11 protein-coding genes, 19 tRNA genes and 3 rRNA genes are annotated in these 15,262 nt (G+C 37.5%); 29 read left to right on the forward strand and 4 right to left on the reverse strand.

Translation table 11 applies throughout. From position 1 onward, the window contains the following. Positions 1–38: 38 nt before the first annotated feature. Positions 39–269, forward strand: a complete 231-nt coding sequence (locus tag FMG_RS02880) for a glutaredoxin family protein (protein WP_002838618.1) — start codon at positions 39–41, stop codon at positions 267–269. Between the two features lie 74 nt (positions 270–343). On the opposite strand, the gene FMG_RS02885 is transcribed toward FMG_RS02880, so the two are convergent. Next, the gene (locus FMG_RS02885) at positions 344–532 is read right to left on the reverse strand and encodes a DUF1858 domain-containing protein (RefSeq protein ID WP_002838641.1); all 189 of its coding nucleotides are present in this window, start codon (positions 530–532) and stop codon (positions 344–346) included. 121 nt (positions 533–653) lie between these two features. On the opposite strand from FMG_RS02885, the gene mgtE reads away from it, so the two are divergent. The 28 genes from mgtE (at position 654) to FMG_RS03025 (ending at position 13,192) form a co-directional block, all read left to right on the forward strand. Continuing rightward, positions 654–2,021 (forward strand): magnesium transporter, encoded by a 1,368-nt coding sequence (mgtE, locus tag FMG_RS02890; protein WP_012290472.1) that lies wholly within the window; start codon positions 654–656, stop codon positions 2,019–2,021. Between the two features lie 121 nt (positions 2,022–2,142). Beyond that, positions 2,143–2,382, forward strand: coding sequence for a Veg family protein (locus FMG_RS02895; protein WP_002838626.1), 240 nt, complete (start codon positions 2,143–2,145; stop codon positions 2,380–2,382). Positions 2,383–2,458: 76 nt separating this feature from the next. Further along, entirely contained in the window at positions 2,459–2,725 is a 267-nt protein-coding gene (locus FMG_RS02900; RefSeq protein WP_012290473.1) for a glutaredoxin domain-containing protein, read from the forward strand. Continuing rightward, positions 2,715–3,548, forward strand: coding sequence for a 4-(cytidine 5'-diphospho)-2-C-methyl-D-erythritol kinase (gene ispE / locus FMG_RS02905; RefSeq protein WP_041250591.1), 834 nt, complete (start codon positions 2,715–2,717; stop codon positions 3,546–3,548). Before FMG_RS02900 ends, ispE begins: the two co-directional genes overlap by 11 nt. Further along, positions 3,523–4,308: a glutamate racemase gene (gene murI, locus FMG_RS02910; protein ID WP_012290475.1), complete on the forward strand. Its 786-nt coding sequence runs from the start codon at positions 3,523–3,525 to the stop codon at positions 4,306–4,308. The genes ispE and murI overlap by 26 nt, the downstream gene beginning before the upstream one ends. A 4-nt stretch (positions 4,309–4,312) precedes the next feature. Continuing rightward, positions 4,313–5,698 (forward strand): aminopeptidase, encoded by a 1,386-nt coding sequence (locus tag FMG_RS02915; RefSeq protein WP_041250592.1) that lies wholly within the window; start codon positions 4,313–4,315, stop codon positions 5,696–5,698. Positions 5,699–6,130: 432 nt separating this feature from the next. Continuing rightward, positions 6,131–7,652 (forward strand): 16S ribosomal RNA (locus tag FMG_RS02920). A 45-nt stretch (positions 7,653–7,697) separates the two neighbouring features. Continuing rightward, a tRNA-Ala gene (locus FMG_RS02925) sits at positions 7,698–7,773 on the forward strand. Between the two features lie 137 nt (positions 7,774–7,910). Continuing rightward, a 23S ribosomal RNA gene (locus tag FMG_RS02930) occupies positions 7,911–10,912 on the forward strand. Positions 10,913–10,953: 41 nt separating this feature from the next. Next, positions 10,954–11,070: ribosomal RNA gene (gene rrf, locus FMG_RS02935) — 5S ribosomal RNA — on the forward strand. The 16S, 23S and 5S rRNA genes sit together here with 19 tRNA genes alongside, the layout of an rRNA operon. 193 nt (positions 11,071–11,263) lie before the next feature. Next, a tRNA-Asn gene (locus FMG_RS02940) sits at positions 11,264–11,338 on the forward strand. A gap of 3 nt (positions 11,339–11,341) precedes the next feature. Continuing rightward, positions 11,342–11,430 (forward strand) — tRNA-Leu (locus tag FMG_RS02945). 4 nt (positions 11,431–11,434) lie between these two features. After that, a tRNA-Met gene (locus tag FMG_RS02950) sits at positions 11,435–11,511 on the forward strand. Positions 11,512–11,640: 129 nt separating this feature from the next. Then, positions 11,641–11,715 (forward strand) — tRNA-Glu (locus tag FMG_RS02955). Between the two features lie 7 nt (positions 11,716–11,722). Then, positions 11,723–11,798: transfer RNA gene (locus FMG_RS02960), tRNA-Val, on the forward strand. Positions 11,799–11,839: 41 nt separating this feature from the next. After that, positions 11,840–11,916 (forward strand) — tRNA-Asp (locus FMG_RS02965). A 5-nt stretch (positions 11,917–11,921) separates the two neighbouring features. Beyond that, positions 11,922–11,997 (forward strand) — tRNA-Thr (locus tag FMG_RS02970). Positions 11,998–12,020: 23 nt separating this feature from the next. Next, positions 12,021–12,105: transfer RNA gene (locus tag FMG_RS02975), tRNA-Tyr, on the forward strand. 35 nt (positions 12,106–12,140) lie between these two features. Then, a tRNA-Gly gene (locus tag FMG_RS02980) sits at positions 12,141–12,214 on the forward strand. 5 nt (positions 12,215–12,219) lie between these two features. Next, a tRNA-Arg gene (locus FMG_RS02985) sits at positions 12,220–12,296 on the forward strand. A 7-nt stretch (positions 12,297–12,303) separates the two neighbouring features. Beyond that, a tRNA-Gln gene (locus FMG_RS02990) sits at positions 12,304–12,380 on the forward strand. Between the two features lie 4 nt (positions 12,381–12,384). After that, a tRNA-Lys gene (locus FMG_RS02995) sits at positions 12,385–12,460 on the forward strand. Between the two features lie 5 nt (positions 12,461–12,465). Then, positions 12,466–12,554, forward strand: a tRNA-Ser gene (locus FMG_RS03000). 19 nt (positions 12,555–12,573) lie between these two features. Further along, positions 12,574–12,664 (forward strand) — tRNA-Ser (locus FMG_RS03005). A gap of 20 nt (positions 12,665–12,684) precedes the next feature. Continuing rightward, a tRNA-Ile gene (locus FMG_RS03010) sits at positions 12,685–12,761 on the forward strand. Between the two features lie 69 nt (positions 12,762–12,830). Beyond that, positions 12,831–12,906 (forward strand) — tRNA-Phe (locus FMG_RS03015). Next, positions 12,907–12,981 (forward strand) — tRNA-Trp (locus tag FMG_RS03020). It begins immediately after the preceding tRNA gene. Positions 12,982–13,116: 135 nt separating this feature from the next. After that, positions 13,117–13,192 (forward strand) — tRNA-Arg (locus FMG_RS03025). Between the two features lie 86 nt (positions 13,193–13,278). Here FMG_RS03025 and FMG_RS03030 read toward each other — a convergent pair. The 3 genes from FMG_RS03030 to FMG_RS03040 form a co-directional block, all read right to left on the reverse strand. Then, complete coding sequence (locus tag FMG_RS03030; RefSeq protein ID WP_002839264.1) at positions 13,279–13,683, reverse strand: prepilin-type N-terminal cleavage/methylation domain-containing protein; 405 nt, start codon at positions 13,681–13,683, stop codon at positions 13,279–13,281. Positions 13,684–13,768: 85 nt separating this feature from the next. Next, the gene (locus FMG_RS03035; protein WP_002838162.1) at positions 13,769–14,380 is read right to left on the reverse strand and encodes a YczE/YyaS/YitT family protein; all 612 of its coding nucleotides are present in this window, start codon (positions 14,378–14,380) and stop codon (positions 13,769–13,771) included. After that, entirely contained in the window at positions 14,373–15,218 is an 846-nt protein-coding gene (locus FMG_RS03040) for a ribonuclease H-like domain-containing protein (protein ID WP_012290477.1), read from the reverse strand. The genes FMG_RS03035 and FMG_RS03040 overlap by 8 nt, the downstream gene beginning before the upstream one ends. Positions 15,219–15,262: the final 44 nt, after the last annotated feature.

Genomic DNA, 15,262 nt, shown 5'->3' on the forward strand with positions numbered 1-15,262 from the left:
GGTATATATAAAATACAGACTTTTAAGGAGGTATTTTTATGAAAGATGTAGTAATTTATACAAGTGATGGATGCCAATATTGCCATGCAGCAAAAGATTATATGGACGAAAACAACGTAAAATATACAGAAAAGAATATATCACAAGATCAAGAAGCTAGAAAAGAACTTATGAAAAAAGGTCACATGGGTGTTCCTGTTACAATCATAGGTGATGAAGAAATAGTTGGATTTGATCAAGCTAAATTAAAAGAAGCTTTAGGATTATAAAAAAACAAAAACTACTTGTCAATTGACAGGTAGTTTTTTTATGTAAAAACCCGCTTTAATCAGCGGGAATAATATTAGTTTTTGTTTAATTGTTCTAATAGATAATTTACATCTAGTCCGTGAACCATGCAAGCTTCTTCTAAACTTTCCATTTGGCTGGCTGGACAACCTATACAAGATAATCCGTTTCTGAATAAAACTTCTACAGAATCAGGATTGCTTCTAATAATGTCTCCAATTAACATATCTTTAGTAATTTCCATAAAATCACCCTTTCATCATTTATAATCTTATTATAATATAAGCTTTAAGTTCATTCAAGTAAAAATATTTCATATCTATGTTATAATTTAATATGAAATAGAAATATAGGTGGTGAGTAATATGATGGATGAAAAATTTGAACGTCATGAAATAGATATGGATTTGCTTAACAAATATCTAGAAGACAAAGACTATTTAAAACTAAAAAACCAAATTCAAAAATACAACCCAGTTGATATTACAGATTATATTGAATCATTAGATTTAAAAAGCGCTATGCTTGTGTTCAGATTATTGAACAAAGATGACAGTATCGATGTGTTTTCTCATATGGAAAAGGATCATCAAACAAGGCTGTTAGAAGCATTTAGTGATAAGGAAGTTAAATTCATAGTAGACGAGCTATATTTCGACGATATGATTGACTTAATCGAAGAAATGCCAGCAGGAATTGTTAAAAAAGTTCTCAGACATACGGACAAAAGCGAAAGAAATCTTATAAATCAATTCTTAAATTATCCTGAAGATTCAGCTGGATCATTGATGACAATAGAATATATTGAATTGAGATCTTATTATACTGTAAGGAAAGCTCTCGAGGTTATTAAAAAAACAGGCGTGGATAAACAAACTGTATATACATGTTTTGTTACTAACGAAAAGAAAACTTTATTAGGATTCATTTCTTTGAGAACTATAGTAACCAATGAACCGGAAACATTAATCGAAGATTTAATGGATGAAGATGTAATTTACGTTCACACTGATGATGACCAGGAAACTGTAGCAGATGTGTTCAAAAAATACGGATTCGTAGTTCTTCCTGTAGTAGATAATGAAAAAAGACTTACTGGTATTATAACAGTTGACGATATCATGGAAGTCATGGAACAAGAGGCGACAGAAGACTTCCAAATCATGGCAGGTATGAGTCCAGATGAAGATGAATACTTGGATCAAAGCGTATTTAATTTAGCAAAAAAACGTATTGCGTGGCTTTTGATACTGATGATTTCTGCTACTTTTACAGGATCAATAATGACTCATTACGAATCACTATTGGGACAAGCTATTATTCTAACGGCATTTATTCCTATGATAATGGATACAGGAGGAAATTCAGGTTCGCAATCATCGACGCTTATTATTCGTGGACTTGCAACTGGAGAGATTAGTACAACAGATTGGCTAAAAGTATTTTTCAAAGAATTTAGAGTAGCACTGATAGTTTCTGTGGTTATGAGCATGGTTTGTTTCATAAAAACCATGATTATAGACAAAGTTTCAGTACCAGTTGGGTTAGTTGTTTCATTAACTTTAATATTCACAATTGTGACAGCAAAATTAATAGGTGGAATGTTGCCAATAATCGCTAAGAAATTAAAATTAGATCCAGCAATTATGGCAGGACCGTTGATTACAACAATAGTAGATGCGTTGAGTTTGTTGATTTATTTCGAGATGGCACACGTAGCTCTTGGATTATAAAAAAATCCTTAAAAACTATTGACATATTTTTAATATTACTGTAAAATAATTTATTTAATTTGACTTTACAATGACACAGTGGTATAATGTGAATAACGACGAATCTGTTAGGAGGAATAACGTGAAGGAAATTAACGATTTGAACATGATTAGAAGTCAAGTGCGAAGTAATATTGGAAAAGATGTTATTGTCGAGGCAGATAAAGGACGAAATAAAATTGTTACTAACAAAGGAACTATCAGTCAAGTGTTCCCAAGTTTATTCACAATCAAAGTAACAAACGAATACGATTCTGAAAGAACTATATCGTATACTTACTCAGATATACTTACATCAACAGTGAAGTTAGAATTATGTTAAAAAGCGACCGTTAGGTCGTTTTTTTAGTTTGATTTAACATTTAAACAATAGTATAATTTATTATTAGAGGTGTATTATGAAGTTAAAATTATATATGTCAGAAAAATGCCCAGATTGTGTAGATGCAATCGAAATTTTAAAAAATGCCGGTATTGATTATGAAGAAATCAATATTACAGATTCTATGAAAAATCTCAAGGAATTTTTTACTTATAGAGATAATAGAAAAGAATTCGAATCAATTGTAAAGGACAACAAAGTAGGAGTTCCTATGATAACTGATGGCAAAAAGATAGTATTTTTTGAAAAATTAGAAGATTTAAGAGTGTTTGATGAAGATTAATAGTTACGCAAAGATAAATCTATCGTTAGATGTTCTTGATTTAAGGGAAGATGGATATCATAACATCGACACAATTATGAACCTGATTGATCTGCACGATGTTATAGAAATAAATCGTAATAATACTAATGAGTTAAAACTTAGCTCCAACAATTCGAATTTTCCTACTGATAAAACTAATTTGATATATAAAATATTTGAAAATTTAAAAAAGTTTAGAAAAATCAACTGTAGCTATGATGTGTTTGTAGATAAACAAATTCCTATATCAGCGGGACTTGCAGGAGGAAGCTCCAATGCATGCGAGTTTTTGATGTATGTTAATGATGATTTGTCGTTAAATCTTTCAAATCAAGAAATCAAGGAAATCTGCAGATTAACAGGAGCAGACACTTTCTATTTTACGAGCAAAAAATGTGTCAGAGCAACAGGAATTGGAAATGAGTTTGTTAGACTATCTGATTTTTCTAATAAAAACATAATAATTGTAAATAACGGAATGAGTATATCTTCAAAAGATGTGTATGATAATTTGAAAGAATCAAACGGTGGACTTGGTAAAATTACTGTTGCAATTGATAGCAGAGATTATGAAACTTTTTACAGGAAAGCATTTAACACGATGGAAAGTGTATCAGAAAGATTAGTCGAAGAAATCTCTGATATAAAGGAACAGTTGAACAATCTCGGCTGTGATTTGTCACTTATGAGTGGATCGGGACCAACTGTTTTTGGGATTTTTGAAAATTATAATGACTATGAGAATTGCTACAGTAAATTAAAGGATAAATATAAGTATGTATTCAAAACAAAAACCTTATAACAAAATAGGATTCGTGGATTCTGGATTGGGCGGACTTACAGTATTCAAAAAAGTAAAAAAACTGATGCCCAATAAGGAGTATATTTACTTTGCTGATAGTGCAAATGTACCTTATGGCTCCAAAACCAGAGAACAAATGATTAAAATTTCCGAAAATATTGTTAGGTTTTTTAATGAACAACAGATAGATTTACTTGTAGTAGCGTGTAATACATTAACATCAATAGCTTTAAGTCATATGAGATCAATTGCCAACTTTGATATAATTGGAGTTGTTGAATACGGCGTTAAATCTGCACTACAAACAACGTCCAACAAGAAAGTTGGAGTGATAGCTACAAAAGCTACCGTAGACAATGGGTTATATAAAAAATTATTAGAACAAAATGACATTGAAGTATGCCAATCAGCATGTCTCGATTTTGTAGGATTTGTAGAAGAAGACTGCAAAGATAAAGAAAAGATTTTAAAAAAAGTAGAGGAATACTTGAAACCTATTGTAGAATTTGGAGCAGACACGATAATTTTGGGGTGCACACATTATCCAATTTTAATTGAATACCTGAAAGAATATACAGGAGAAAATATTACATTTGTAGATCCTGCAGACTCTCTTAGTGAAGATATTTATGAGATTTGTGGGAACTATCAAAATAAATGTGACATTAAATATTATGTCACAAAAAATCCATCTGATTTTAAAATTAATGGATCTAAAATTATAGGAGAACCTATAGAAAATGTTACAGAAATGGAGTGATTTTATGGAATTGAATTACGAAAAGAAAAGTATTTGGGAAGTTGTAGATGAACAAGAACACAAAGAAATCTATGCTTACGGTGAAAGATACAAGAACTTCTTAGATAACTGCAAAACTGAAAGAGAAGCCACAGGATTTATTGTTAATCAAGCAAAAGAACATGGATTTGTTGAATTAAAAGAAGCTTTAAAAGGACAAATCAAAAAAGGCGACAAAATTTATATAAACAATAAGGACAAATCTTGTGTGTTAGTTGTTATTGGTGAAGACATTAACGAAGGCCTTAACATAGTTGGCTCACACTTGGATTGCCCAAGATTAGATGTTAGAGCAGTACCTTTTTCAGAAGATAAGAACATCCTAATGATGAAGACACACTACTATGGTGGAATTAAAAAACATCAATGGACAACAATTCCATTGGCAATGCATGGCGTAATCTTCACAAATGAAGGCAAAAAAGTTGAAATCAAAATCGGTGAAAAAGAAGATGAACCAGTATTCTACATCACTGAACTATTAGCTCACTTGTCAAAAGATTTGAACGCAAAAACATTGGGAGCAGCAATTGAAGGCGAAAAATTAGCTATAATAGCTGGTCACGATAGCTACAACTTTAAAAATGAAAAAGAAAACCCAATCAAAAAATGTATATTAAAATATTTGAACGAAAAATATGGAATAACCGAATCTGACTTCCAAGTAGCAGAATTAGAAATTGTTCCAGCTACAAAAGCAAGAGATGTTGGATTTGATGGAGCAATGATTGCATCTCACGGTCATGACGACAGAGTTTGTGCATATGCTACACTAGAAGCAATCCTTAAAGTTGAAAATCCTAAGAGAACAGCTGTGGCTTTGTTCGTAGATAAAGAAGAAATAGGATCAGTTGGTAATACATCAATGAATGCACCATACATGGGAAATATGATTGCAGAAATTGCAAACAATCAAAATGAAAATTACAACGATTTAACAATGAGAAGAATCATGGCAAATTCAAAAGTATTGTCAGCAGATGTTACTGCAGCAATCGATCCATTGTATTCTGATGCAACTGAAGATTCTAACACAGCATTAAGTGGATGTGGAATTTCATTAGCCAAATTCACAGGACACGGTGGAAAATTCAGTTCAAATGATGCAAATCCAGAATTCTTAAATGAATTAAGAGAACTATTCAAACAAGAAAAAGTAATGTGGCAAACAACTGAACTTGGTAAAATAGACCAAGGCGGCGGAGGAACAATAGCATATATACTTGCTAATCAAGGAGCAGAAGTAGTTGACATTGGAACAGCAATGCTATCAATGCATGCACCAGTTGAACTATTATCAAAAGCTGATTGCTACATGACAAGCAAAGCATATCATGCATTCTTAAAATAAAATAAACCAAATACAAAAAGCACTTGACAATTAACTTTTATACTGATATCATATAAAAGCACTTTAAGTTAAGTGCTTTTTAAATTACTCAAAAACAAGTAATACACGTAAAATAAAATTAAAAAAATTTTACAAAACACTTGACAAAACGAAATGATGATAGTAAACTATAATAGTTCACTAAAGTAACATTTCAGAAAAACACATTTTGATTAAAAAACATATCAAAAAAAGTGTTGACAAGAAAAAGTTAGTATGATATACTAACAAAGTCGTTACGAAAGTGCGAAGTAAGTTGTCACTAAGACAACAAACTATAGAACCTTAATAAATTAAATAAAGTAAATACTTTGAGAGAAGTACAAACCAAACAATAATTCGGTGAGAATAAAAAAGCAAAAGTCAGCTGAAAAGCTAGCTTCAAACAAACATTAAATTGAGAGTTTGATCCTGGCTCAGGACGAACGCTGGCGGCGTGCTTAACACATGCAAGTCGAACGGGATTTAGTAGACAGAAACCTCGGTGGAAGATTACTAATGAGAGTGGCGAACGGGTGAGTAACGCGTGAGCAACCTGCCTATGACAGTGGGATAGCCTCGGGAAACCGGGATTAATACCGCATAAAATCGTAGAAACACATGTTTCAACGGTCAAAGATTTATCGGTCATAGATGGGCTCGCGTCTGATTAGCTAGTTGGTGAGATAACAGCCCACCAAGGCGACGATCAGTAGCCGGTCTGAGAGGATGAACGGCCACATTGGAACTGAGACACGGTCCAAACTCCTACGGGAGGCAGCAGTGGGGAATATTGCACAATGGGGGAAACCCTGATGCAGCGACGCCGCGTGAACGAAGAAGGTATTCGTATCGTAAAGTTCTGTCCTATGGGAAGATAATGACAGTACCATAGAAGAAAGCTCCGGCTAAATACGTGCCAGCAGCCGCGGTAATACGTATGGAGCGAGCGTTGTCCGGAATTATTGGGCGTAAAGGGTACGCAGGCGGTTTAATAAGTCGAATGTTAAAGATCGGGGCTCAACCCCGTAAAGCATTGGAAACTGATAAACTTGAGTAGTGGAGAGGAAAGTGGAATTCCTAGTGTAGTGGTGAAATACGTAGATATTAGGAGGAATACCAGTAGCGAAGGCGACTTTCTGGACACAAACTGACGCTGAGGTACGAAAGCGTGGGGAGCAAACAGGATTAGATACCCTGGTAGTCCACGCCGTAAACGATGAATGCTAGGTGTTGGGGGTCAAACCTCGGTGCCGAAGTTAACACATTAAGCATTCCGCCTGGGGAGTACGCACGCAAGTGTGAAACTCAAAGGAATTGACGGGGACCCGCACAAGCAGCGGAGCATGTGGTTTAATTCGATGCAACGCGAAGAACCTTACCAGGGCTTGACATGTGGGTGAAAGGTATAGAGATATACCCCTCTCTTTATGAGACATCCATACAGGTGGTGCATGGTTGTCGTCAGCTCGTGTCGTGAGATGTTGGGTTAAGTCCCGCAACGAGCGCAACCCCTATACTTAGTTACCAGCGAGTAATGTCGGGGACTCTAAGTAGACTGCCGATGACAAATCGGAGGAAGGTGGGGATGACGTCAAATCATCATGCCCTTTATGTCCTGGGCTACACACGTGCTACAATGGTTGGTACAGAGGGCAGCTATATAGTGATATAATGCAAAACTCGAAAGCCAATCCCAGTTCGGATTGTAGGCTGCAACTCGCCTACATGAAGTCGGAGTTGCTAGTAATCGCGGATCAGAATGTCGCGGTGAATGCGTTCCCGGGTCTTGTACACACCGCCCGTCACACCATGGGAGTTGATAATACCCGAAGCCTGTGACCTAATTGAGGAGCAGTCGAAGGTAGGATTGATGACTGGGGTGAAGTCGTAACAAGGTAGCCGTATCGGAAGGTGCGGCTGGATCACCTCCTTTCTAAGGAGTGCTAACTCAACAAGTATTTACTTTAAGGTTCTTTATGGGGGTATAGCTCAGTTGGGAGAGCACCTGCCTTGCAAGCAGGGGGTCAGGAGTTCGAATCTCCTTATCTCCACCATTGACTTAACAGAAATCTATGATTTCGTTGTAAGTCAAGTGCCGTTTTGTTTCAAATCTCTGATTTGTCAAAAAACGGCCAATGACCTAACCAAAGGTCATTAGAACATTGAAAATCGAATAACAGTATATATTTCCGGTCAAGAAACTAAGGGCGCAAGGCGGATGCCTTGGCACCAGGAGGCGACGAAGGACGTGACAAGCAACGAAAACCTCGAGTAGGAGCAAATATCCAGTGACTCGGGGGAATCCGAATGGGGAAACCTACTAGACACACTCTAGTATCCATACGTAAATACATAGCGTATGGAAGCGAATGTTCTGAACTGAAACATCTAAGTAGGAACAAGAAAAGAAAGAAAACTCGATTCTCCAAGTAGCGGCGAGCGAACAGAGAACAGCCCATTAAAGTAAGACTAAACTGATAGACAAATCTTATGGAAAGAAGAACCAAAGAAAGTAACAGTCTTGTAGTCGAAATCAGAATAGAGACACTTTAAGAAGAGTACCACGGAGCACGTGAAATTCTGTGGGAAGATAGGGGGACCACCCCCTAAGGCTAAATACTACCTGGTGACCGATAGCGAATAGTACCGTGAGGGAAAGGTGAAAAGAACCCCGGGAGGGGAGTGAAATAGAACCTGAAACCTTGCGCCTACAAGCAGACAGAGGAAGAAGACTTCTAATGTCGTACTTTTTGTAGAACGGGCCAGCGAGTTACGATACGTAGCAAGATTAAACATTTAAGATGTGAAGTCGTAGGGAAATCGAGTCTTAATAGGGCAAAAGTTGCGTGTTGTAGACCCGAAACCGGGTGATCTATCCATGGGCAGAGTGAAGGTAAAGTAAAATTTACTGGAGGCTCGAACCGGGTAGCGTTTAAAAGCTATCGGATGACCTGTGGATAGGGGTGAAAAGCCAATCGAACTCGGATATAGCTGGTTCTCCTCGAAATAGCTTTAGGGCTAGCCTTGTTTTAGATTACAGGAGGTAGAGCACTGAATAGTCTAGGGGAAGTAATTCTACCGAAACTTATCAAACTCCGAATGCCTGAAAATCGATGAACAGGAGTCAGACCATGAGGGATAAGCTTCATAGTCAAAAGGGAAACAGCCCAGACCACCAGTTAAGGTCCCAAAATACAGATTAAGTGGGAAAGGATGTAATACTACTCAGACAACCAGGATGTTGGCTCAGAAGCAGCCATACATTTAAAGAGTGCGTAATAGCTCACTGGTCAAGTGGTAATGCGCCGAAGATGAACGGGGCTAAATCTGATACCGAAACTGTGGGATAGAAAAGCAATTATGCGAGAAGTATGGTTAAGATCAGGAAATATATCAACTAGTAAAGTAAGAGAGAAAGACATAAAACAAAATTTGTGAAAACACAAAGCGTAAAACTATTAAACGATACAATTTCTAAAACACTTAACAACATACAACTGGCATAATAGCTTTTCTATCGGTAGAGGAGCGTTGTATATGAGAAGAAGCAAAAAGCGTAAGCAATTGTGGATTATATACAAGTGAGAATGCTGGCATGAGTAGCGAAAAGGGATGTGAGAATCATCCCCGTCGAAAGCCCAAGGATTCCTGAGCAAGGCTCGTCCTCTCAGGGTAAGTCGGGACCTAAGGCGAGGCCGAAAGGCGTAGTCGATGGACAACAGGTAGAAATTCCTGTACTACAAGATTGTGATTGAGAGAAGTACTGACGCAGAAGGAAAAGTCGAGCGTGCGAATGGTTGTGCACGTCCAAATAACAAGCCAGAATATACAGGCAAATCCGTATATTCGTCAACGTAAGTTATGATGGGGAGCAGAAAGATGCGAAGCGACAGATTCAAACTGCCAAGAAAAGGTGCTATCGAATAATCTTGTACCCGTACCGCAAACCGACACAGGTAGGCAAGAAGAGAATTCTAAGACGCGCGGAAGAACCTTTGTTAAGGAACTCGGCAAAATAATCCCGTAAGTTAGCGAGAAGGGATGCCTAAGAAATTAGGTCGCAGAGAATAGGCCCAAGCGACTGTTTACCAAAAACACAAGTATCTGCTAAATCGAAAGATGAAGTATAGGTGCTGACACCTGCCCGGTGCTGGAAGGTCAAGGGGACTTGTTAGAGCAATCGAAGCAACGAACTTAAGCCCCAGTAAACGGCGGCCGTAACTATAACGGTCCTAAGGTAGCGAAATTCCTTGTCGGGTAAGTTCCGACCCGCACGAAAGGTGTAACGATTTGGGCGCTGTCTCAACAAAGGATCCGGTGAAATTGTAGTAGTCGTGAAGATGCGACTTACCCACGGTAGGACGGAAAGACCCCGTGGAGCTTTACTGCAGGTTGACATTGAATTTTGGGATTAAATGTACAGGATAGGTGGGAGACGAAGAAGCAAGCTCGCCAGAGTTTGCAGAGTCACTGTTGGGATACCACCCTTTTAATTCTAAAGTTCTAACTAGTTACCATGAAGCTGGTAATAGGACACTGTCAGTCGGGCAGTTTGACTGGGGCGGTCGCCTCCAAAAAAGTAACGGAGGCGTTCAAAGGTTCGCTCAGAATGGTTGGAAATCATTCAAAGAGTACAAAGGCAAAAGCGAGCTTAACTGCGAGACATACAGGTCGAGCAGAGACGAAAGTCGGACTTAGTGATCCGGTGGTACCGAGTGGAAGGGCCATCGCTCAACGGATAAAAGCTACCCCGGGGATAACAGGCTTATCTCCCCCAAGAGTCCACATCGACGGGGAGGTTTGGCACCTCGATGTCGGCTCGTCTCATCCTGGAGCTGGAGTAGGTTCCAAGGGTTGGGCTGTTCGCCCATTAAAGAGGCACGCGAGCTGGGTTCAGAACGTCGTGAGACAGTTCGGTCCCTATCCACCGTGGGCGTGAGAAATTTGAGAGGATCTGTCCTTAGTACGAGAGGACCGGGATGGACAGACCGCTGGTGTACGAGTTGTACTGCCAAGTGCACAGCTCGGTAGCTACGTCTGGGAAGGATAAGTGCTGAAGGCATCTAAGCACGAAACCAACCTCGAGATAAGATTTCTATGAGATTACTTGAAGAAAACAAGATAGATAGGTCAGAGGTGTAAAGATAGTAATATCAAAGCTAACTGATACTAATAAATCGAAAACTTGACTGGAAATATATACTGTTATTGATTGAGATGTAAAAAGTGAATAGTATGGTGATAAAAGCAAGAGGGATACACCTGTACCCATGCCGAACACAGAAGTTAAGCCTCTTAACGCCGATGGTACTACGATGGAAACGTCGTGGGAGAGTAGGTAGTCGCCAAACAAAGAAATTAAAGTTTGATTACTAAAGGAAAATTTAATAATTCCATTCGCTCAGCCTCACTTCAGAAATCTTCTTTAAAGATAAAGAAATGAAGATTTCCTCGTTCGAAGCGTCGCTCATGGAAAACATTAAATTTTCGAATAAAAGTAATCAAACTTTAAAAAGCGAACACCACTCATAAGAGTGGTAATAATCCTAGGTAGCTCAATGGTGGAGCACTCGGCTGTTAACCGATAGGCTGTGGGTTCGAGTCCCACCCTGGGAGCCAAATGCCGGGGTGGCGGAACTGGCAGACGCACAGGACTTAAAATCCTGCGGTGGTTAAACACCGTATCGGTTCGATTCCGATCCTCGGCACCAATAACGCGGGATAGAGCAGTTTGGTAGCTCGTCGGGCTCATAACCCGGAGGTCGTAGGTTCAAATCCTGCTCCCGCAACCATACATATAGTTTATGTAAAACCTGAGTAAAAAAACTGAAAAAAAGTGTTGACAAAATGCTTATTAAATGCTAAAATAAATAAGTAAGTTGTTAACAAATGAATATATATAACGAAAACCTAGTAATTAAGGCCCTATGGTCAAGCGGTTAAGACATCGCCCTTTCACGGCGGTATCCCGGGTTCGAATCCCGGTAGGGTCACCAGATATATGGGCGATTAGCTCAGCTGGGAGAGCATCTGCCTTACAAGCAGGGGGTCACAGGTTCGAGCCCTGTATCGCCCACCATATATTTTTTACAAAAACAAAGATAACAAATTCTAACACAAGGCCCGGTAGTTCAGTTGGTTAGAATGCCAGCCTGTCACGCTGGAGGTCGACGGTTCAAGTCCGTTCCGGGTCGCCAAGTATGCTGGTGTAGCTCAATTGGTAGAGCAACTGACTTGTAATCAGTAGGTTAGGGGTTCAAGTCCTCCCACCAGCTCCAAATCCTTTTTAATAAAGGATCAAGGAGGAGTTCCCGAGTGGCCAAAGGGGACGGACTGTAAATCCGTTACTTTATGTTTCGGTGGTTCAAATCCACCCTCCTCCACCAATAAAATTTACACAATAATAAAAAATTACCTATATGCGGGTGTAGCTCAGTGGTAGAGCCCCAGCCTTCCAAGCTGGTTGCGAGGGTTCGATTCCCTTCACCCGCTCCAATTAAGCACCTATAGCTCAGCTGGATAGAGCAACGGACTTCTAATCCGTGTGCCGGAGGTTCGAATCCCCCTAGGTGCGCCAATAATAGTGGGGTGTCGCCAAGTTGGTAAGGCACAAGACTTTGACTCTTGCATTCCACAGGTTCGAGTCCTGTCACCCCAGCCAATATGGTTCATTAGCTCAGATGGTAGAGCACCTGACTTTTAATCAGGGTGTCCCGGGTTCGAGTCCCGGATGAGCCACCAAATCTGGAGAGGTATCGAAGTGGTCATAACGAGGCGGTCTTGAAAACCGTTTGGGGGCAACCCCGCGTGGGTTCGAATCCCACCCTCTCCGCCATTTTAAATTACTTTATTTAGGAGAAATACTCAAGTGGCTGAAGAGGCTCCCCTGCTAAGGGAGTAGATCCTTAACGGGATGCGAGGGTTCAAATCCCTCTTTCTCCGCCAAGAATATAAGATTTATTCTTGGGCCTTTAGCTCAGTTGGTTAGAGCGCCCGGCTCATAACCGGTAGGTCCCGGGTTCGAGTCCCTGAAGGCCCACCAATTTATTTCTTGATTTATTCAAGAAATATTTTTTTATAATATTGAAATCATTTCCTAAATAAAGTACGTGCCCAGATAGCTCAGTCGGTAGAGCAAAGGACTGAAAATCCTTGTGTCGCTGGTTCGATTCCGGCTCTGGGCACCAAGGGGATTAGTTCAGTGGTAGAACGTCGGTCTCCAAAACCGGATGTCAGGGGTTCAAGTCCTCTATCCCCTGCCACGACAAAGCATGCTTACGTATTTATGTTTGCATGCTTTTTGTTTTTCTATTTTGAATGTACAGGAAAATTGAAACCGTATATTGTATATAGTATAATACAAACGAAACAACCAAAAATTTTATATAATAGGGTATAGAGATTTAGTTTAATTGGTAAAATGTCAGACTCCGAATCTGAGTGATGAAGGTTCGATTCCTTCAATCTCTGCCATATAGAAAAAGATAGCTTAGTGCTATCTTTTTTGAATTAAAAAACCTGCTTGATTAAGCAGGTTTGAGTTTTAATTTGTTTTCTTATTAATTTCTATTGGTATTTGACTGACTACTATCAGATTCTTTTTTATCACGATCTATTTCTACTGGGATAATTATTCCTTTTTTCTCATCTATTGAATAAGTTTTTACACCTTTTAAATTTTCGTTATTACTTGCTGGAACTTTTGGTACACTTTTGATATATTCTCCTTTAACAAGTTCTTGCAAGTTCCCAGGTAATTTACCATCATTATCTTGCCTGTAGCTTTCCACAGCTGTTTCCAAGACTCTTACGTTAGCATTGTGGGCAGTTATGGCTGCTTTTTCTTTTTGGTTTTTGTAGACAGGGACAGCTATTGCTATAAGTATTGCAAGTATTGCGAGTACAACTAATAATTCAAGTAATGTGAATCCTTTTTTCTTATTTTTAAGTGCGAGTAGTTTCATTTTTTCCTCCGGTTATTAAAAATTAGTATCTACTTTTATTATAAACAAACCAAAAATTAATTCAATACAAGTTTAAAAATATTTTTTATCTGTTTTTAAATATTAATTTTTCTGATAAATCTCTGTAAAATACGATTAGTGGACCCGAGAAGAAACCTAAAAATATTGTACCAATCCCGATTTGTTGACCGAAAGCTATACCAACTAGAATAGTTATTATATCCAATACAATTCTAGTATATTTATATGAGAAATCTTTTTTTAGTACACTGTTTACGACAAACGGCATGGAGTCATATGCACTTGCGCCTAGGTCTGCTTCTAGGTACATTCCAGCTCCAAAGCACATTATATTTATTCCGATTAACAAGAAAATGAAATTTATCCAAAATTTGTCTGTATTCATAAATTTTATTAGCATATATACAAAATCTGCTGTATAACCAACTGTTGCCATACTTATGACCGTTCCTAGTCCTATAGATTTTCTGTGGCAGAAGAATACGATAACAAGCATAATCATATTACATACTGTGATTACAGTTCCAAAATCTTTATTCAAAAAACTTGAAAAACCACTATTCATAAAACTTAGTGGATCTAGACCTGATTTTGACAATTTCAGAATTCCGATGCTGCATCCTATCAGTAAATTACCTATAATCGAACATAAAATTCTTTTTGTTTTGTTATTCATTAAAAATCTCCGTTAGTGTGTATTTTACTAATTCTTTAATATTTTCATAGATAAATTCATCATTTATTACTAAAGGATAGTAATTGCTTACCAAATTATAATTGTTTTTCATACTTGTCATTATACATTCTACAAAATCTTTATCAATGTATCCTTCATGTAAGCTCAAACTTAATGTTAAGAACATGTCTTGTGATTGTACTTGAGTTGATTCATACATTGCATCAATTTCAATTTTATTATCTGTAATCAAAATAATTTCTAAGTTGTTTTTTATTTTTTTAATACTATACAACAAGTATCTGATATTAGTTGAACAAATTTCAAATGTATCAAAGTTTTTTTCGAAGTATTGTATCATATATTCGTAAAGTTTCAATTTGAATGCCAATGATGTTTTGGCAAATTCGATTAATTCATCAGAAATATGATTTGATTTTGAAAATCTTTTGTAAATTTTTACTGATTTTGATTTTTCATCTATATTAATGTCGAATAATTTAGTTGCCAAATCTTTTGCTTTTAGGGAAGTGAACGAGATTTTGTAGTAATTTCTAATTAATTTCTGTAAATAAATGTAATTATTAACGGCATCAAATTCTGTATATTTTATTATCTTAGCATTGATAAATTTTATATCAAACTCACTAAAACAAATAATTTGTTTGTCCTGTATAATTTTATAAGCTGATTTTATGATTTTTTCTTCACTTTTATTGTTTATCGAGTAAAAATTATAATATCTATCATTTGTAAATATATTTATAAGATAGATATGGTTTTTGTGAGGATCAATTCCCGTTGTTTCTATATTTAAAATTAGCTGATTTTCATTCATTTTATCACCATTTCCATTATACTATGATTTTGGTAAATTTTCTC

Source organism: Finegoldia magna ATCC 29328 (assembly GCF_000010185.1).
Classification (GTDB): domain Bacteria; phylum Bacillota; class Clostridia; order Tissierellales; family Peptoniphilaceae; genus Finegoldia; species Finegoldia magna_H.

Bases quoted from the DNA above. Each gene is read 5' to 3' on its own strand.
- FMG_RS02880 (WP_002838618.1), top strand. From the start codon at position 39: ATGAAAGATGTAGTAATTTATACAAGTGATGGATGCCAATATTGCCAT.
- FMG_RS02900 (WP_012290473.1), top strand. From the start codon at position 2,459: ATGAAGTTAAAATTATATATGTCAGAAAAATGCCCAGATTGTGTAGAT.
- FMG_RS03040 (WP_012290477.1), bottom strand. From the start codon at position 15,218: ATGAATGAAAATCAGCTAATTTTAAATATAGAAACAACGGGAATTGAT.
- FMG_RS02915 (WP_041250592.1), top strand. From the start codon at position 4,313: ATGGAATTGAATTACGAAAAGAAAAGTATTTGGGAAGTTGTAGATGAA.
- FMG_RS03035 (WP_002838162.1), bottom strand. From the start codon at position 14,380: ATGAATAACAAAACAAAAAGAATTTTATGTTCGATTATAGGTAATTTA.
- FMG_RS03030 (WP_002839264.1), bottom strand. From the start codon at position 13,683: ATGAAACTACTCGCACTTAAAAATAAGAAAAAAGGATTCACATTACTT.
- ispE (WP_041250591.1), top strand. From the start codon at position 2,715: ATGAAGATTAATAGTTACGCAAAGATAAATCTATCGTTAGATGTTCTT.
- mgtE (WP_012290472.1), top strand. From the start codon at position 654: ATGATGGATGAAAAATTTGAACGTCATGAAATAGATATGGATTTGCTT.
- murI (WP_012290475.1), top strand. From the start codon at position 3,523: ATGTATTCAAAACAAAAACCTTATAACAAAATAGGATTCGTGGATTCT.
- FMG_RS02885 (WP_002838641.1), bottom strand. From the start codon at position 532: ATGGAAATTACTAAAGATATGTTAATTGGAGACATTATTAGAAGCAAT.